Origin of the sequence: Pseudoalteromonas sp. P1-25 (genome assembly GCF_001401805.1) — a bacterium.
GTDB lineage: Bacteria > Pseudomonadota > Gammaproteobacteria > Enterobacterales > Alteromonadaceae > Pseudoalteromonas.
Genome location: NZ_LKDW01000010.1, coordinates 40,685 through 59,184, shown reverse-complemented (window position 1 = coordinate 59,184; position 18,500 = coordinate 40,685). Strand labels below are relative to the sequence as shown.

At 40.4% G+C, this 18,500-nt stretch carries 19 protein-coding genes; 8 read left to right on the top strand and 11 right to left on the bottom strand.

Annotation, left to right across the window (positions count from 1 at the left end; genetic code table 11):
* Window positions 1-310 precede the first annotated feature (310 nt).
* Window positions 311-1,174 (top strand): DMT family transporter, encoded by an 864-nt coding sequence (locus AN393_RS08450; RefSeq protein WP_055017824.1) that lies wholly within the window; start codon window positions 311-313, stop codon window positions 1,172-1,174.
* Window positions 1,175-1,180: 6 nt separating this feature from the next.
* Here the strand turns inward: AN393_RS08450 and AN393_RS08445 are convergent, their stop codons facing one another.
* The 7 genes from AN393_RS08445 to AN393_RS08415 form a co-directional block, all read right to left on the bottom strand.
* Window positions 1,181-1,867 carry a M15 family metallopeptidase gene (locus AN393_RS08445; RefSeq protein ID WP_055017823.1) on the bottom strand — a complete coding sequence of 229 codons (687 nt, stop codon included), beginning with the start codon at window positions 1,865-1,867 and terminating at the stop codon, window positions 1,181-1,183.
* The gene (gene dapE / locus AN393_RS08440) at window positions 1,867-2,997 is read right to left on the bottom strand and encodes a succinyl-diaminopimelate desuccinylase (RefSeq protein ID WP_055015015.1); all 1,131 of its coding nucleotides are present in this window, start codon (window positions 2,995-2,997) and stop codon (window positions 1,867-1,869) included. The genes AN393_RS08445 and dapE overlap by 1 nt, the downstream gene beginning before the upstream one ends.
* Window positions 2,997-3,341: an ArsC family reductase gene (locus tag AN393_RS08435; protein WP_055015014.1), complete on the bottom strand. Its 345-nt coding sequence runs from the start codon at window positions 3,339-3,341 to the stop codon at window positions 2,997-2,999. Before AN393_RS08435 ends, dapE begins: the two co-directional genes overlap by 1 nt.
* Before the next feature lie 4 nt (window positions 3,342-3,345).
* Window positions 3,346-3,843: a PTS glucose transporter subunit IIA gene (locus tag AN393_RS08430; RefSeq protein WP_055015013.1), complete on the bottom strand. Its 498-nt coding sequence runs from the start codon at window positions 3,841-3,843 to the stop codon at window positions 3,346-3,348.
* A complete protein-coding gene (locus tag AN393_RS08425) occupies window positions 3,844-4,233 on the bottom strand; it encodes an ACT domain-containing protein (RefSeq protein WP_055015012.1) in 390 nt (129 codons plus the stop codon).
* A 226-nt stretch (window positions 4,234-4,459) separates the two neighbouring features.
* Window positions 4,460-6,619: a phosphate acetyltransferase gene (gene pta / locus AN393_RS08420; RefSeq protein WP_055017822.1), complete on the bottom strand. Its 2,160-nt coding sequence runs from the start codon at window positions 6,617-6,619 to the stop codon at window positions 4,460-4,462.
* 2 nt (window positions 6,620-6,621) lie between these two features.
* Window positions 6,622-7,836, bottom strand: coding sequence for an acetate kinase (locus tag AN393_RS08415; protein ID WP_055017821.1), 1,215 nt, complete (start codon window positions 7,834-7,836; stop codon window positions 6,622-6,624).
* Window positions 7,837-8,135: 299 nt separating this feature from the next.
* Here AN393_RS08415 and yfbV point away from each other — a divergent pair, with 299 nt between their 5' ends.
* A complete protein-coding gene (gene yfbV / locus AN393_RS08410) occupies window positions 8,136-8,582 on the top strand; it encodes a terminus macrodomain insulation protein YfbV (RefSeq protein ID WP_055015010.1) in 447 nt (148 codons plus the stop codon).
* Here yfbV and AN393_RS08405 read toward each other — a convergent pair.
* From AN393_RS08405 to xthA, 3 genes are read right to left on the bottom strand one after another with little or no spacing between them, the layout of a single operon-like run.
* Window positions 8,566-9,369: a putative RNA methyltransferase gene (locus tag AN393_RS08405; RefSeq protein WP_055017820.1), complete on the bottom strand. Its 804-nt coding sequence runs from the start codon at window positions 9,367-9,369 to the stop codon at window positions 8,566-8,568. The genes yfbV and AN393_RS08405 overlap by 17 nt on opposite strands.
* Window positions 9,366-10,013 (bottom strand): energy-coupling factor ABC transporter permease, encoded by a 648-nt coding sequence (locus tag AN393_RS08400; RefSeq protein ID WP_055017819.1) that lies wholly within the window; start codon window positions 10,011-10,013, stop codon window positions 9,366-9,368. Before AN393_RS08400 ends, AN393_RS08405 begins: the two co-directional genes overlap by 4 nt.
* Window positions 10,014-10,018: 5 nt before the next feature.
* Window positions 10,019-10,825, bottom strand: coding sequence for an exodeoxyribonuclease III (xthA, locus tag AN393_RS08395; protein WP_055015007.1), 807 nt, complete (start codon window positions 10,823-10,825; stop codon window positions 10,019-10,021).
* A gap of 241 nt (window positions 10,826-11,066) precedes the next feature.
* Here xthA and AN393_RS08390 point away from each other — a divergent pair, with 241 nt between their 5' ends.
* The 4 genes from AN393_RS08390 (at window position 11,067) to rluB (ending at window position 13,851) form a co-directional block, all read left to right on the top strand.
* Entirely contained in the window at window positions 11,067-11,498 is a 432-nt protein-coding gene (locus tag AN393_RS08390; protein ID WP_055015006.1) for a hypothetical protein, read from the top strand.
* Window positions 11,499-11,719: 221 nt separating this feature from the next.
* The gene (locus AN393_RS08385; RefSeq protein ID WP_055015005.1) at window positions 11,720-12,241 is read left to right on the top strand and encodes an EF-hand domain-containing protein; all 522 of its coding nucleotides are present in this window, start codon (window positions 11,720-11,722) and stop codon (window positions 12,239-12,241) included.
* Window positions 12,242-12,394: 153 nt separating this feature from the next.
* Complete coding sequence (gene scpB / locus AN393_RS08380; protein WP_055015004.1) at window positions 12,395-12,985, top strand: SMC-Scp complex subunit ScpB; 591 nt, start codon at window positions 12,395-12,397, stop codon at window positions 12,983-12,985.
* Window positions 12,982-13,851: a 23S rRNA pseudouridine(2605) synthase RluB gene (gene rluB / locus AN393_RS08375; protein ID WP_055017818.1), complete on the top strand. Its 870-nt coding sequence runs from the start codon at window positions 12,982-12,984 to the stop codon at window positions 13,849-13,851. Before scpB ends, rluB begins: the two co-directional genes overlap by 4 nt.
* Before the next feature lie 73 nt (window positions 13,852-13,924).
* Here the strand turns inward: rluB and AN393_RS08370 are convergent, their stop codons facing one another.
* Window positions 13,925-14,671: a YciK family oxidoreductase gene (locus AN393_RS08370; protein ID WP_055015002.1), complete on the bottom strand. Its 747-nt coding sequence runs from the start codon at window positions 14,669-14,671 to the stop codon at window positions 13,925-13,927.
* Window positions 14,672-14,898: 227 nt separating this feature from the next.
* On the opposite strand from AN393_RS08370, the gene AN393_RS08365 reads away from it, so the two are divergent.
* Together AN393_RS08365 and sohB are read left to right on the top strand one after the other, a co-directional pair.
* Entirely contained in the window at window positions 14,899-17,328 is a 2,430-nt protein-coding gene (locus AN393_RS08365) for a VolA/Pla-1 family phospholipase (RefSeq protein ID WP_055017817.1), read from the top strand.
* Window positions 17,329-17,428: 100 nt separating this feature from the next.
* Window positions 17,429-18,445, top strand: coding sequence for a protease SohB (sohB, locus tag AN393_RS08360; RefSeq protein WP_055017816.1), 1,017 nt, complete (start codon window positions 17,429-17,431; stop codon window positions 18,443-18,445).
* The last annotated feature ends 55 nt before the right edge of the window (window positions 18,446-18,500 follow it).

Below are 18,500 nucleotides of genomic sequence, written 5' to 3'. Positions count from 1 at the left end.
GTGTAAAAAAGCGTAGCCTACTTTAGGGCATATAGACCGGTGAGGATTAAAAGCTATTCTCCCTAAGGTCAGCACGCGTAGGGCGTGTATTTAAGGTAGGCAAATCATCATGAATAGCCTGTGAATATGTGAGGAGAGGCGTGTAATTACAGCAATTTGGCAGTATAGAAAGTTATAAAGAATCGATTAAAAGTATAGTAAATACAATAATGCGGCTTTACAGCTAAATGGCTCAGCTGCTTAAATACACAGCTGGCTAAGCAAGCCAATTTAAAGCATCTCATTGTAAGGTTTTAGCTAAGGAGCGATTTTGAAAGCCACGTTATACACCCTAGTTGCATTAATTGCCTTTGCGGCAAACTCTTTACTTTGCCGTATGGCGCTCGCGCAAGGGTATATTGATGCGTGGAATTTTACTCTAATTAGACTACTGAGCGGAGCCATTTGTTTAGGGGCAATTATGGCTGCATATACGTATAATCTAAAACGTAAGGGCATGCTTAATAACGCTATTTTAAGCGATACGGGAAGTTGGCGTAGCAGTATTAGTTTATTGATATATGCACTTTGTTTTTCTATTGCTTATATAGAGCTTGATACGGGCACCGGTGCGCTCATTTTATTTTCGGCGGTGCAACTTACCATGATTGGTTGGGGCATATATAAAAAAGAGCAGCTGAGTAAGTTGCAGTGGGGGGCTTTTTTTGTCGCATTAGCTGGATTTATATATTTAATGTTGCCCTCTGCCGCAGTGCCTTCTTTGTTAGGGGCATCGCTTATGGCGCTCAGTGGCGTTGCATGGGGTGTTTACAGTATACGCGGTAAAGCGTGTGTATCTCCTTTGCGTACCACCGCCTTTAATTTTATAAGAAGTTTAGTGGCTATTCCTGTTTTATTAATTGTAGCAATAAGTTATTTAAAAACAGTGAGTATAGAAGGCGTGCTGCTAGCCTGCGCTTCGGGCGCTATTGCATCAGGCATAGGTTACAGCATTTGGTATGTGGCCATGCCACTACTTAAAAGTACACAGGCGGCGGTTGTACAGTTATGTGTGCCTGTACTTGCAGCATTTGCTGGGGTTATATTTTTATCTGAGCAACTTACTTTTGAGTTTTTAATAGCAAGCTCGCTGATTTTAGGTGCTGTTTTGGTCTTTATTTTAAACAAAAAATAAGCCCTATTAAGGTGGGCTTACATTTGTTATGAAGCGTTTATAGAGTGCGGGCAAATTATTTAAAATAGCTGACTTACCCTCTAAATCGCTGTTGCTTATACATTCGTAAAGCATCGCTTCGCTCAATGCACTTACTAACACTTGAGATTGCTTAATATGGCTAATATGCCAAAGCTCAGGTGCTACACCGCCTAAATCCTGTTTGTAGGGGCGATAAAAACCATATTTTGCTAAATTATTATCAAGCCACTGGCTCAGTGGTGCAAAGGGTCCTTCATGTTGGTATTCATTAGGGGTAAGTTGCAGCTTATAGTCATCGTCAATTGCGGCGCTATCATACACATCCAGGTCAGTGCCTAAATGATGCCGACTAGCACCTGGCAAAGCAGAATAGAGCATAATAGCCGTGCACTTTTCCAGCTCATTTAGTTGGCTTAAATCAATTTCCTGCTGCTGTTTATTAAAAACAGGGCGTAGTCCTAAATACTTGTTATTCCAAATCATAGCTTGGCGATTGAAATCGCGAAAACTTGAGGCAATGGTGAGCTTAAAACCAGCGTTTGTAGCGGCATTTTGCAGGGCTAAAAAGTCATCAATAATATCAGTATGTAACCGATGCGATTGAATCTCAGTGAGGTGTGTATCACTTTGTCCAGTGATACACATTGCTAATGTATTTGTATCGAGTGCCATTAGGTTAACAGTTGCTCTAAAATTTGCTCGTAAATATCGGCTAAGGCGATTAAATCATCGGTGCTTACACATTCATCTACTTTATGAATAGTGGCATTGCGCGGGCCTAGTTCAATCACTTTGGCGCCTGTTTGCGCTATAAAGCGTCCATCTGATGTACCCCCAGTGGTTTCGAGGTTGGTGGTTAACCCCGTGACAGATTTAATCGCATTTACGGTGGCATCAACTAACGGACCATGCTCTGTTATAAACGGCAAGCCGTTTACTATCCAGCTTAATTCGTAGTTTAAGGCATGCGTTTGTAAAATAGCATTGACCCGTTCTTGTAATTGCTGATGAGTTACTTCGGTACTAAATCTAAAATTAAATTGCACCTCAAGCTCGCCCGGTATGACATTACCGGCACCTGTACCACCATTTATATTTGATACTTGGAAGCTGGTTGCAGGGAAAAATTCATTGCCGTTGTCCCACACTGTCTGGCTAAGTTCAGTAATGGCGGGAGCAGCCAAATGAATTGGGTTTTGTGCTAAGTGTGGGTAAGCTACATGGCCTTGAACACCTTTTACTTTTAAAAAGCCAGTAAGGGAGCCTCGACGGCCATTCTTTACTACATCACCGAGTATATCTCGCGATGAAGGCTCACCCACTAAGCACATATCAATTTTTTCGCCGCGTGCTTCAAGTGTATCTATTACTTTGGTTGTGCCGTTGATAAAGGGGCCTTCTTCATCAGAGGTAATTAAAAATGAAATAGAGCCTTTATGATCTGGGTTTTTAGTTACAAAACGCTCAGTCGCAACAAGCATTGCCGCCAAAGAGCCCTTCATATCAGCTGCGCCTCGGCCATGTAGTAAACCATCTTTAATTAAGCCTGAGAAAGGCGGGTGCTGCCAGTTTGATGCGGGGCCGGTGGGGACTACATCGGTATGGCCTGCAAAGCAAAAATGCGGTGATTCACTTCCTTTTCGGGCCCAAGTGTTGAGCGTATCAGTAAAAAATAACGACTCAATATTAAAGCCTAGAGCTTTTAAACGCTCGTTCATCATTGGCTGGCAACCCGCGTCCTCAGGGGTGACCGATTCGCGCTGAATAAGCGCTTGGGCAAGTGCAATTACATCATTTGTCATTATTTAAATATCTCATCGTATTGCGCAGCTTTAAAGCCTAAGTGGTAGCTATTGTCATTAACAAGCACAGGGCGCTTGATCATAGCGGGCTGCTCTGTAAGTAATGTAATAGCAGTGTCTTTAGTTAGGTTTTGTTTTTGCTCATCAGAGAGCGCGCGATAGGTTGTACCGCGTTTATTAACTAATTGCTCCCAATCAATATGCTCTGCGAATTCGCTTACTAACTGCTCGTTTATGCCGTCTTTTCGATAATCATGAAAGGTAAAGTCTATGTTGTTGTCGCTAAGGTATTTTTTGGCTTTTTTAATGGTATCGCAATTGCTAATGCCGTAAAGAGTGATCATAGGTTTAATTCTTCTTAATAATAGTTAAAAGGGGGTCTACACCCGCATTTACTTGCGTGTGCGAATAATGAAACGTGCCTAAGTTATGGCCATTTAAAAGCACTAAGCTGGCCAGTAAGGGCGATTTAAGCTCCCGTAAGTCAAAGTAAGCTAAGCGCTGTCCTTTGCTTATTTTGCTGCCATTGAGCTGTGCAATATGTGTATGGGTTATAGGTTGCTGCGTGGGTAGTGACAAATTAATAAGCACCTTTAAGCCATTTTTTGCTTGGAGAATAAATTCACCCCCTGCATTTTTGACCTGAATTAAAGTGCCATCAAAGGGGGCTAAAATTTTATGGCTACTTAACTCAACCAATACGGTTGGCCCAAGGATTGAGAACCTAAAAAAAGGCTCAGGGTGTTGGTTTAAATCAATGACTTTGCCGCTAAAGGGGCTCGTGATTTTTAAAGCGCTGGCAGGGAGCTTATTTTGCGCTAAAAACGCGATAGAGGCCGCTCTCATTTATTGATCTACTACTAAATTGTAGCCATCGTTTTTAAGTGCAGTGATGGCTTGCTGCGCGGTGTGTTTTTTTACCAAAATATAATCTGTATCGTAGGTTGAGATAGAAAAAATAGAAATATTAGCCTTTGCAAGTACGCCTGATATATTGGCCATAATGCCTGTTAAAGAAAACCCTAACGGGCCAACGACTTCAAGTGCTTGCCAATCGGGCTCTGTGTCTAAACAGTCAATAGCGAAGTGACTAGGGCAAACAATAGAAAGTTCATCGTGGGTTTTTGAAATAAAAAATAGGGGTAACTTTAATAGCGCTACAGGAATGTCAGCATCCACTTCTAAACTATGAATTGACAACAGCGTGCTGTGTAATTGTAATGTTTGTTTTGACATTAATAACCTGCATACAGCTTATAGTGTCAGTTAATAGTATAGATTATTGGCTTTAAATTAAAGGTGTAACAGTTACTAAAATTAAGACTGTGTAGCTGTGGATAATAAGGATTTAAAACTTACCCACAATTTCTGTGGATAAGTATGGGAATTGGCAGGTATAAATAGCCTAACTAACTAATTAATAAGTAAATACTAGCTAGGCTATAAAAAGCACTAGTGTGATTTACGCGTTGTCGAGCGCTTCAACTTGTGCTGCTTGAATAGCCGTAAGTGCGATGGTGTACACTATATCATCGACTAGGGCGCCACGACTTAAATCATTCACGGGCTTTCGCATACCTTGTAGCATTGGCCCTATGCTGATCAAATCGGCACTACGCTGTACGGCTTTATAGGTGGTGTTACCGGTATTTAAATCGGGGAATATAAATACCGTAGCTTTACCGGCTACTGGACTATTTGGTGCCTTTTTAAGCGCAACATTTTCCATAATTGCAGCATCGTATTGTAGTGGTCCATCAATAATTAAATCTGGACGTTTTTGTTGAGCAATTTGCGTGGCTTCACGCACTTTTTCTACATCGGCGCCAGAGCCTGATGTACCTGTACTGTAGCTTATCATGGCAACACGTGGCTCTATGCCAAACGCGGCTGCAGAGTCGGCTGACTGAATAGCGATATCTGCTAATTGTTCCGCATTAGGGTCGGGGTTAATTGCACAGTCGCCGTATACCAGTACTTGGTCAGGAAGCAGCATAAAAAACACAGACGATACAAGTGATGACCCTGGTGCGGTTTTAATCAGCTGTAACGGTGGACGAATTGTATTGGCTGTTGTGTTAACCGCGCCAGATACTAAGCCGTCAACTTTACCTTGCTCAAGCATCATAGTGCCAAGGACAACATTATCTTGTAATTGCTCTTGTGCTACAACTTCTGTTAAGCCTTTGCCTTTACGGATCTCGACCATAGGTGCAACGTAGTCGTTGATCACCGATTTTGGCTCAATAATACTTATATGCTCATTAAGCTCAATACCTTGTTGCTCGGCAATACGCATTATTTCATCGCGGTCGCCAAGTAATACGGTTTTTGCGATACCACGTTGTCCACAAATAGCGGCGGCTTTAATAGTACGTGGCTCATTTCCTTCAGGAAGTACCACCGTTTTAGCCGCTTTACGGGCTTTATCAGTCAGTAAATAACGAAACGCAGGCGGAGAGAGTTTACGTGTTTTGCCAACATTTTTTGCAAGCGTATCAAGCCAATCAGAATCGATATATTCTGCGTTGTGATCTTTTACTTTTTCAATACGTTGGTCATCATCGCTTGGTACTTCCATATTAAAATTATGTAGCAGTAATGAGGTACGCCAAGTATCGGCCTCTGTGGCTAATATAGGCAAGCCTGTTTGCATGGCTTGTTCACACAGCGCCATGATCCGCGGCTCTGGTTCAAAACCACCGGTAAGTAAAATTGCACCAATTTTAGTGCCGTTCATAGCCGATAAACACGCAGCGACAAGTATGTCGGAGCGATCGCCCGGGGTTACTAATAAAGCACCCGGTGTAAAGTGGTTTAAAATGTTTGATACGGTACGCGCACAAAACGTAATGCGACGCAGGCGACGGTGTAGCATGTCGCCTTCGTTAATAATGGTGGCTTTTAAATAGGCACTTAAGTCTTTAACGCGCGGCGCGACTAAATCAAAATCCCATGGGATGGCGCCTAACAGCATAAACGGGTTTTTTCTGAAAATAGGTAAAGATGCTAAACGGTTTAATTCGTTATCGAGCTCTTCTGCTTTGTATGAATCGACCAAGTCAGCGCGGGCGCGGCCTTCTTCATCAAGCGGGGCGTTCACTTTATTAAAAATACAGCCTAAAACGCGAGGGTGATCAATCCCACCATAATACCCAGCAGCAATTTCTAAACGGTCTTCAATTTGCGTAATGTTATAATTACCTGGTGTTAATACAAATACAATATCGGCACCGAGTGTTTGGGCTATTTCGCGGTTTACACGCCCTGCATAAGGTTGACGGCGAGTAGGCACCATACCTTCAATAATAGCGACTTCGTCATCATTAATTTTACTTTCAAAGCGCTCAACTATTTCTTCAAGTAAATCATCGCCTTTACCATCACCAATCATTTGCTCAGCATAGCTTAATGCAAAAGGGGTGGGCGGGGTAATTGATGAGCCTTGCATTATAATTTGAGTCGACTTTTCAGGGCCTGTTTCACCTGTGCGAGGCTGGGCTATTGGCTTGAAAAAGTTCACTTTTACGGTTTTTTGCTCAAGCGCACGCACTAACCCGACAGAAACAGATGTTAACCCAACACCAGTAGAAACCGGAATTAACATAATACGACGTGCCATAATTAAAGCTCCTTCACAATGTTAGCGGCATCAAGGGCAATCACCCATTCTTCATTAGTTGGCATTACAACGGCTTTCGTTGCTGCCTTTTCAGAGCTGATAATGCCTTCATTACCAAAGCGTGCATCTAAATTGGCTTGTTTATCGCAATCTAAGCCTAAAAACGCCAATTGTGCGATCACTTTTTCACGAATAATATCTGAGTTTTCCCCTATACCGCCGGTAAAAATAAGCGCATCTAATTGCTGTAATGGCACCATGTAGGCGGCAATCTGTTTCGCAAGGCGGTAGCAAAAAATATCAAGTGCAAGGGCGGCTTGTTCATGGCCTGCTAAAGCGGCTTCTTCAATGGTTCTGCAGTCGTTAGACAGTTCACTAATACCTAACAAACCACTTTCTTTATTAAGTAAGTTGTCGATTTGTTTTGCATCGTAATTAAGCTGTGTCGTTAAAAAGTTAAACAAACCTGGGTCGATATCACCACTGCGGGTGCCCATAACTAACCCAGCAAGCGGCGTTAAGCCCATGCTCGTATCTAGACTCTTACCGCCTTTAATTGCACACACAGAACAACCATTACCTAAATGCGCACTAATAAAGTTACTTTTCTCAACAGGTTTATTGATTAATTTTGCGGTTTGTCCAGCTACATAATAGTGGCTTGTACCGTGCATACCGTAACGGCGAACACCGTGTTCTGTATAAAGTTTATAAGGAAGTGCATATAAGTAGGCCACTTTATCCATTGTTTGATGAAACGCAGTGTCAAAAACAGCAACCTGTGGCAAGCCAGCAAACGACGCTTGCGCTGATGAAATTCCCAGTAAGTTTGCATGACCATGTAAAGGGGCAAGGCTTGAAGCATCTGAAATACCTGCAATGACTTTTTCATCCACTAATGCAGATTGAGTAAAGTGCTCACCACCGTGAACAACACGATGGCCTACGGCAATTAAATGCTCATCTAAATGGTGATCTTTTATTAAGCTTACCAACGTATTAATTGCTTCGCCATGCGCTTGATTAGCAGCTAAGGTAATAACGGTTTTATTACCTTGGTATTTATATTTTATAGATGGATTTTCTGAACCTAGGCGTTCAGCTAAGCCCGAAATAATTTCATTTCCGTTATCAGCATCAATAATGGCAAATTTTAAACTCGAGCTACCACAGTTTAATACTAAAACGTGTTGTGACTTTGAGGGCGTAGTTGGCATAGAGGCAGTTTCCATAAACAATAAATTTGGTAAGTGTATATTAAGCTATAAACAATACACTTAAGATGAAAATTAAAGGTAAACTTAGCCACTATAAAGGTAATAAAAAAGCGACTAAAGTCTAATTTTTAAGGTGACTATTTTAACCCAGTTAGTAAATTTAGTTTAGTGTTTAGTTGCTTATATATACAAAAACAATAACTTTTAATGCTAAAGTGTGAAGCTGTTTATTTGTGTTACACTTATAATCAGTGGCAAGCTGGCGCTACGGGTTAAAAGTTTAGATGTGAGGAGTCATGATGCAAAAAAGTGTGATGTCACAGTTACAAGCGGGTAGAGAATATGCAAAAAAATGGCCTATGCGTAAAGAGTTAGCACCGTTGTTTAACGAATTTAAAGTGATTAAAGCTACTGAGCTTGCAATTACTGTTATGCCGATATTAGCTATGCTTACACTCTTTTTTCAGCTAAATTATTTAGGTCCTGATTTTTTACCGCAAGCGATTGCCAGTGCTTTGTTTTTCTTATCACTTCCTTTACAAGGTCTTTTTTGGCTAGGAAAGCGCTCTCAAACAGAGTTAGAACCAAGTATGCAAAAATGGTACAACGAGTTGTATTCTAAAATGGTTGCAAACGGATATCAGGCTCAATTAAGCGAAAACAAGCCCCGTTATATGGAGCTTGCTCACTTGCTAAAAGACATGTTTGATAAAATGGATAAAGCGTTTACTAAAGATCAGTTTTAGTAAATTGAGTTATGTAAAATGATAAGGTGACAGTATGCTCACCTTTTTCCTCTAGTGCGCTCCAGTGCTCTGGCCTAAACTTCCACGCAAACGGTGTCATCATTATTAAATTTTTAATATCTGAAAAATTAAGCGTAACCTGCTCTGTAATGAGCTTTTGATCAGCTTTTGTAAAGCCGCTCGGCGTGTCAATTTCTGTGTGTTGTGCTACATCTGCATATATATATTCTTTAAGCTCTTTCAAATGCCATGGCCCAGGGCTTGCAACTACTAATATGCCATTAGGCGCTGCTAAACGGGCCAGCTCTTGATCAAATAAAGGCGCAAAAACACTCAGCAATACGTCAGCAGTGCCTGATTTAAAGGGGGCTTGGCTAATGGATGCAACACTAAAATGACACTGCGAGTAGCGCTTTGCTGCATATTTTACGGCTGATTTAGAAATATCGACACCGTAAACCTGCGCCTCTACTTTATCGGCAATGGCATGAGTATAAAATCCTTCGCCACACCCAAGATCTATAAGTACTTTTGGTTTGCGCTCACTAATTATATTACTTAATGCGTTCTGTAAGAATGCATAAAAGCCGCGTTCTAAAAAAGCACGTCTAGCTTGTACCATTTCGAGTGAATCACCCGGTTGTTTAGAGTTTTTGTGCTGCACGGGTAGCAAATTTACATACCCTTCTTTTGCAAAGTCGAAGGTGTGATTATTGTCACATCGAAGTGATGAATTATGTTTTAAAAGTGCGTGGTTACATAAAGGGCAATAGTATTGCAGACTCATGAGTCTAAGTAATCCTTATCATAAAAAGTTTTAACCCAGTGTGGTCGATAAGTGATCAAAAGCGTAATGGCCATACCGTTAAGCATTGCCTCAGGAAACCAAATGATAGCACTTAGGTATACGTAATTATCCGCCAATTCTTGCCAATTATATTGCCCTATAAGTAAATAAAATAAAGCCCCTAAGCTTATTTTTAGGCATGCAATAAAGCCTGCTAACATAAAAGAGCACACAAAAATATAAACAAAAAAATGACGTGGTAAATACTGATAACTTATTATAAAGCCAAGGTAGCTTAATAATGTAGGAATAAATGCGCCAAACAGTATTTGCATGGGCAAAAGATTAAGATCAACGTTTGTAAAAGCCGCTAATAAAGCACTGGCAAGCAGGCTACTTAAAATAGTAAGGCGCCACCCTAATATAAGCGTTACTGCAGTCACACCTAAAATGTGTAAATCAAGACCACTTAAAATCCCCGCTTTAATTTGCCATAACATTGCAAATACTAATGCGCAAGCCAATACCCCTATCTGCCGCGCTGGGGTAATATAAAGTGCTTTATAGGTAGTTTTTTCTACACTTATAAAGGTAACAATGATTACAAGGGCCCAAAGTAGCCCTTGTATTTCAAGCGATAACATATCAATTAGTTAAAGGTTGACCAAATAGGCGCATGGTCAGAAGGCTTTTCTATACCGCGTAATTCGTAATCTATACCGGTATCAATACAGCGCTCGGCAAGAGCGTGGGTAGCAAGCACAACATCAATGCGAAGACCCCGATTGTCTAAAAATCCTTTAGAGCGATAATCAAACCATGAGTATTTGTCGTTTGTTTCAGGGTTTTGCTCTCTGAAGGTATCTTTAAAACCCCAATCTAATAATTTTGCAAGCCATTCGCGCTCTTCTGGTTGAAATGAGCACTTACCTGTTTTAAGCCAGCGTTTAGCATTCACTTCACCAATACCAATATCTAAGTCAGTGGGGGAAATATTGATATCGCCCATAACAATAACGTCTTCACCTGGCGTGTGGTTTGTATCTAGATGGGTCATTAAGTCTTTGTAAAACTGACGCTTATAAGGGAATTTTGTTTCATGATTTATATTATCGCCTTGCGGGAAATAACCATTCATTACCGTTAGGTCGCGGCCATTTTCTTGTTCAACTGTTACACTTATCATACGCTTTTGTGCTTCTTCGGTGTCGGTAGCAAACCCTTTTAAGACCGATTTAGGCTCATTTTTGCATAACATTGCCACACCATAGTGTGCCTTTTGACCATGAAAATAAACGTGGTAACCCATTTTTTGTACGTCCTCAAGAGGGAACGCCTCATCATGAACTTTTATTTCTTGCAAACCAATAATGTCTGGCTGGTGTTTATCTATAATTGCTTGTAACTGGTGTAAGCGTGCTCGCAGACCATTGATATTGAAAGAAATAACCTTCATAAAATTTACCTTTAGTTAGACTCTGTTTTTATAACTAAATTGTATCAGTAAATAAGCCTACATAACATGATCGAAATGAGAAAATAGCTGCGCAAATGTTGATCAATTGGTGTGTAAAGTTTAAACATTGTAAATGCTTTATTAATTATTTAAATAAATAAAAAATTCAATTGATCTCGAGATTATTGAATATATAATGCGCAAAAATTACTTGTTTAGTCGTTCAAATAGGATCTCTCTCATGAAAACACAATTACTTTTAGCTACTGCTTTATTAGCCTCTGCGTCTGTATCAGCAAAAAGCAACACTTACTTTAGCCAAGATAATAAACTTGAATCTAAATTATGTGTATTAAGTGCAAATGAAGGCTTTAGCGCAGCGCGTAAAGAAGCAGCACAACACGGTGTATACTTATCGCGTTTTTCTAAAAGTGTTTTATGTAATGGCCAAGATATCCGCGACATTGCAAAAAAAGTAACGTCTAACCAAGCTGCTAAATCAAAAGTAGAAGTGTTTGCAAAAGATGCACAACAAGAAACACAGCTATGTATCACTGCGTTAAAGAAAGGTCTTACGCCTGTTCGCCAAAAAATTGGTAACTTAAACTCGTTAAAGTGTAACGGTCAAAAAGTTACTGAATTTGTAAAGCGTTATCAAAACGCAGCAATCTAATTGCGCAGCAACATGTAGATTAAAATAATGCCCAGTTTTTACTGGGTATTTTTTTGCAAAAATTACAAGGTAGGCAGCAATCATTGCAAAGCTAAGTAATTGATTAATGTATATAAAATGCACTAACCTTACGTAACTTATTGATTTTTTGTGACTTGTGCACTTTGGCACTGGACTTGTATTAGTTAAAGTGACATTTACTAACTACAAGGATACGTCTTATGAAAAAGTTAACACTCGCAACAACAATTTTAGCTTCATTAAGTTTAGCCGCATGTGCCTCTAACCAAGGCCTTGAAAAAATCGACAGCGATTTTGCAAGTCTAGATAACGACAGTGATGGCTATATTTCAAAAGTAGAAGCAGATGACGATAACATTTGGGGTCACTTTTCAAATATTGATACCAATATGGATAACGAAATCAGCCGTAAAGAATTTAACACTTACATGCAGTTAAACACCGGTAAGGTAGCAACAGACAGCGAAGTAAGTGAATCGGCTTTTAAAGCTAAAATTGCTAAATTTGATAAAATCGAAAATGATTTTAGAAGTCTAGATAACGATAGAAATGGTTATATCTCAGTAGAAGAAGCTGACGATGATGATATTTCAAACCATTTTGGTTACATGGATAACAATAACGATAAACGCATCAGCAAAGGTGAGTTTAAAGGTTATATTAGCAAATACGGTAAAGCAGTGGCTGAAGATGATGCACTTAAGCATTATAAAAACAGCTAATATTAGCTAAACATACTATATACAAGAGCCAGCATAAATTGCTGGCTTTTTTTTATGCATTTAATTAGGTTTAAAAGCAGATATATTTTCCCCCTTTTGCGATGTTCTGTCATAATAGATAGCTACGTATTTTAAAGGGCAAAGCAGGTCAGTATGGCAGGTCGTCGAGTTAGTGATGAACAATTAATTGAGATCATTGAAGCGGCAATATTTGTCGCAGACAAACCTGTTAGCAAACGCCTCTTAAAAGATACAGTACTTGCTGATTTAGCTATTTCTATGTCACGAATTAACACTGCAATTGAGGCTATACATACTCACTACCAAACGCGTGGTATTAAGCTCGTTGAAGTAGGCAGTGGTTATCGCTTTCAAGCCTGTAGTAGTTTAAGCCCTTGGCTTAGTAATTTATGGCAAGAACGGGCACCTAAATATTCTCGTGCACTATTAGAGACTTTGTCGTTAATTGCTTACAGGCAGCCAATAACGCGGGGTGAAATAGAGCAAGTAAGAGGTGTAACAACCGGATCAGCAATTATTAAAACCCTCCTTGAGCGAGAGTGGGTTAAAGTAGTAGGGCATAAAGAAGTTCCTGGTAAGCCAGCGCTTTATGCTACAACAAAATTATTTTTAGATTATTTTTCTTTAACCGGTTTGGATGAGCTCCCTGCATTGCCTGCGCAACAGGAAAGTAAAATAAACCAGTTATTAAGTGATCCTTCTGTGAGAGAACCATCTGAATGAGTATTCAAGGTGAAAAGTTACAAAAAGTCCTAGCCCGTGCAGGGGTAGGCTCACGACGTGAAATGGAAAAATACATTGATGCAAACCGCGTCAGTGTTAATGGTAAAGTGGCTAAATTAGGTGACCGTGTTGAGGAAACAGACTTAATACGTGTTGATGGCCACACAGTTAAAATTGAAGAGAAAGCTGACCGCATTTGTCGTGTAATTATGTACAACAAGCCAGAAGGGGAGTTAAGTACACGTAAAGACCCGGAAGGACGTCGTACTGTTTTTGACCGTTTACCACGCATAGACGGTGAGCGTTGGATTGCTGTTGGGCGACTAGATATTAACACGGCTGGTTTAATGTTATTTACCAACGATGGTGAGTTAGCGAACCGCTTAATGCACCCAAGTTATGAAGTTGAACGTGAATATTCAGCCCGTGTATTTGGTGAAGTAACCAATGAAACCATTAAAAACCTAACACGTGGCGTAGAGCTTGAAGATGGTCCGGCTAAATTTTTAACGGTTAACTCACTGGGCGGTGAAGGCATTAACCGTTGGTACAATGTAACGCTAAACGAAGGGCGTAACCGCGAGGTTCGTCGTTTATGGCAATCGCAGGATGTAGAAGTGTCTCGCCTTATTCGTATTCGTTACGGAAAGTTAGAGCTTGATAAGCGCCTACCTCAAGGTGGCTGGGCTGAACTTGATTTAGAAACCGTAAATTATTTGCGTAAAACCGTTAAATTAGGCCGTGAAACACAAACTAAACTGTCAGTAATGCCTGAAAAACGCAAAGATAAGCGTGCTAAAATTAACCAAATTCGCAAAGCTGTTAAAAAACATAACCAGCGCGTTAAGCAAACTAAACGTAAGTAATATCGCTTTTAAAATAGATTACTAACAAAAAAGCCGCAGTTTTTGCGGCTTTTTTTATAATTAAAAATGCATTTTACCTTTTTGGTTGTGCATCGAGAGATTCACCGTTTACATCACTTGAGTCATCACTCATTAAATATAGATACGTTGGCATTAAATCTTCTGGGGTTGCAAGTTTATCGCGATCTTCCCCTGGATAGGCGGCAGCACGCATAGAAGTACGTGTAGCGCCAGGGTTGATACAATTAACGCGGATATTCGTTTTGCCTACTTCACAGGCCCACGTTTGCATCATACCTTCCACTGCAAACTTAGAAATTGCATAAGGGCCCCAAAATTCACGGCCTTTACGGCCTACGCTTGATGAGGTGAAAACGATAGAAGCATTATCTGATTTACGCAGTACAGGGAATAGTGCTTTAGTGATCATAGCTTGCGCTGTCACATTCACTTTCATGATGTTTTCAAACGTAGAAGAGCAAAAGTGCTCAAGTGGTCCAAGCGATCCTAAAATACCCGCATTATTGAGTAAGCCATCTAATTTACCAAATTGGCTTTCAATTGTGGCTGCTAAATCGCGGTAGTTTTGTTTTGTCGCGCCTTTTAAGTCCATTGGCACAATAGCAGGCTGAGGGTAACCAGCATTAACAATCTCATCGTAAACGCATTCGAGTTTATTTGTTGTTTTACCAAGTAAAATAACTGTGGCGCCATACTTTGCGTAGGTAATTGCTGCTACACGGCCAATACCATCGCCGGCACCTGTAATTAAAATTACTTTATTTTGAAGTGCATTTGGAGTTGCTTGATAAGTTTGCATATAAATACCAATTTATAAAATTTTTTTGATTTTAACATAGCAAATCGTCAAGTAATCGAATTTATTGAAAATTTAGGTGGCGGAATTATAAACTTTACGTTAAGTTTAACTGGTCTAATGTCTCATTAATAAACTGATTACATTGTTTTAACTTTACTACACTGATTAAACACACTTACTTTGAACGAACACACTATAAAAATAAAGATATGTGCGGAGCTAAAAATATGAAAAAAATGCTACTCTCACTCTCGGTTACAGCTGCCTTGGCAGGTTGTGGCGGCGGAGAAACATTAGAAGATGTTAAAAACGACACTGCAACCGTAATTCCAAATGCCACGGTGACTTTTGACCCTGCTAATGGGGTTCTATCTGTTCCTAACGATTTATTAATGAGCGGCACACAAGATGGCACAATTAATATTCCTGGGGAGTTAGATGACGATAATGTTTCAGTACCTCGTACTGCTTATGCAGACCCACAGCTAGCCCTAGGCGCGCTGGATGGCTGGTCATCACAGGTACCTTACAAAATTGATTTAACTTTCCCTACTGGCGTATCGCTAGATGAAACCTCTGCAGCATCGCCTGGTACAGTAAGAATTTTTGAAGTGGTAATGGGCGCAAGCTTAACCGATCCAGACTGTGCAACGGTTGCAGCTGGTACAGCGTGTAAACTGGTTGGCGAATTAACCTATGGCGTAGACTTTATTACCCAAGCCTCTGGCGACGCTGTGGCTGTTGTACCCTTAAAGCCATTCACACCGGGTAGTTCATACATAAATGTATTAACCACAGGTTTGAAAGATTCTCAAGGGCGCTCTATTCAACCATCTTCTACTTATGCTTTAGTCAGTGAAGAAGCCCCATTAATTACAGATGCACAGCTAGGTCTTCAAACCGCAGTAAATAGCTATGAAAATGTAGTAGTGAGCTCGGGTGACATCACTAAAGATGACATTATATTTTCTGCAGCAATGACCATTCAGTCAGCAGGCCCAGTGTTAGGTACAATTAAAAACCTACTTGCGGCTAGCTTACAAAATGACGCATTACCAACTCCAATGGTAAGTGTACCTGAACAAGCTATGGTTAATGTACAGCAAGTTTTTGCCAGTGCGGGTGTGAGCGTATCTGATGCGTTTTCTGGTGTTCAATATTTAAAAGGTAGCGTAATGTTACCTATGTACTTAGGCACACCCACCGGCACTGAAATAAGCGATTTAAACGATACATATTGGCAAGGTATGTGTGACAACGCGGTGGCTATTTTAGGTTACAAAGCGGCAGCGGGCGAAGCATTCCCTGCAGATCCAATTAGCGAAAACGACGCACTTTGTGCGGCTTTGAGTAACGGGCAATTACGTGATTTAGGTTTAGACTCTACGCGCCATTTAACTAAGTATAACTCAATACCAAAAGTACAAAGTATGGCGAATGTACCAGTGCAAATAACTAAACCAATTTTGCCAGTTATTAATTTTATTCGTGATTCACAGGGCCTTGACCCTATTGAAATGCCTGAAACGGGTTGGCCTGTTGTGATCATGCAACACGGTATAACAACAGATAAAGAAAGCATGTTGGCATTGACAGCGCAACTTTCAATTCAAGGTTTTGCTACCGCTGCGATTGACCATCCTCGCCATGGTGAGCGCGGTGTAGACGTGGATGCTGATGGCACAGATGACTTTAATGCTACAACGGGTTCAGTACTTAGTTACATGAACTTAAATTCATTGTTAGTCGCTCGTGATAGCTTACGTCAATCATCTGCCGATTTATTAGGCTTACGCTTAGGTTTAAACTTTATTAATGATGAAACAATTAATGCGCAAGATGTAACCTATGTAGGACATTCTTTAGGCTCTATTGTTGCACCTGCATTTATAGCGCAAGCTAATAGCCCGCTTGCAGATACAGTTGACCCGTTATTTAAGGTAAACACTGTAGCACTTGCAAGTGGCGGCGGCGGTATAGCAAGCTTTTTACTTGAGTCGGCTGCGTTTGGGCCATTTATTCAAGGCTCTGTGTTATCGCAAGCAGGTACAGCAGAATCTCAAGAGTTTAACGAATTTTTACAAGCGGATGCTATTTCAAACTGTGGTACATTATTACCTGATATGGAAGCGTTTTTAACGTGTGGCTACCAAGCGTATGTAACCTCACTTACTACGGCTGGGGAAACTACGAAACTTGCTAACATCCAAGCGGTAATGACTGAATTTGCTTTTGCTGCGCAAACCGCACTTGATAGTGGTGACCCAACAAATTACGCAGCAGCGGTAAATGCATTAGGTACACCTGTGTACACTAATGTTGTTGTAGGCGATGGCGCAGATAACAAACCTGATCAGGTTATTCCGCCAGCGGCAACAAATAACCCAATTTCAGGAACGATTCCTTTAGCAAACTTTATGGGGCTAGAAACAGTAAGTACTTCACAAGCACTCAGTGAAACGCCGGGTAGCTACTTGGTGAAATTTACAAAAGGTCACCATGGTTCAATTTTAACACCAGCGCAAGATGAAGCCCAAGCGGCAACTGTTGAAGGCAGTGCAGCCGCAAATGCTGAAATGCAGCTGCAAGTAGCGACTTATTTAGCCGCACGCGGGCGTATGTTATTAGTCAGTAACCCTGAGGTGGTGACCGATTAATCAGCAAATACCTTATTAACCTTGAAAAGCCACTGTTTAGTGGCTTTTTTTTGTTATAAAGCATGATAAATTAGCTTAAATTTATAAATGGAGAGACCAGTTGGAATTTTTATACGAATACGGTTTGTTTTTTGCAAAAACGGTTACCTTTGTTATTGCCATTGCAATTATTTTAACGCTCATTGTTGGCTCAGCAGTGAAACCTAAAGCTAAAAAAGGGGCAATAGAAATAGACGATTTATCTGAGCAGTTAGATGACTTAAAACACAGTTTTTTAGAAAGTACGTTAACTAAAAAAGAGCTAAAAGCGCATCATAAAGCGCAAAAAGCCGAATCTAAAAAAGCGGCAAGTGATGAGCCGAAACCACACCTATATGTTATTGATTTTATAGGTAGTATGGACGCTCATGAAGTTGAAAGCCTACGCGAAGAGGTGACCGCAATTATTGCTATTGCTGACCCAAAAAAAGATAAAGTATTAGTTCGCTTAGTGAGCGGGGGCGGTGTGGTGCACGGCTATGGTTTAGCTGCATCGCAATTACAGCGCTTTAAAACAGCAGGTATTAACCTTACGGTCTCTATCGATAAAGTTGCAGCGAGTGGCGGTTACATGATGGCCTGTGTAGCCGATGAAATATTAGCCGCTCCTTTTGCGATTGTTGGCTCTATTGGTGTAATTGCACAGATACCTAACTTTAATAAAATTTTAAAGAAAAACGATGTAGAGTTTGAGCAAATTACAGCAGGCGAATTTAAACGCACGTTAACTTTGTTCGGCGAAAACACAGATAAAGCCCGCGAAAAGTTTCGTGATGAGATAGAGCAAACACACGGTCTATTTAAAGAGTTTGTAAGCAGCCAACGCCCATCACTTAATATTGATAACGTGGCAACAGGTGAGCATTGGTTTGCAACTCAAGCAATTGAAAAAGGCTTAGTGGATGTAATTAAAACCAGTGATGATGCATTATTAGAGCAACAATCTGAGCGTCAAATATACAAAGTAAAATACAAAATTAAGAAAGGATTAAGTGATAAATTAGCGATAGGGCTGAGTAGTTCTATAAATAGAGCAGGGGTTAATTTAATGTCTCGCTTTAAAGCAATGAACCCATAAACCGTTATTAAAGATAATAAAAAACCCTTGCTATGCAAGGGTTTTTTTAAGCTAA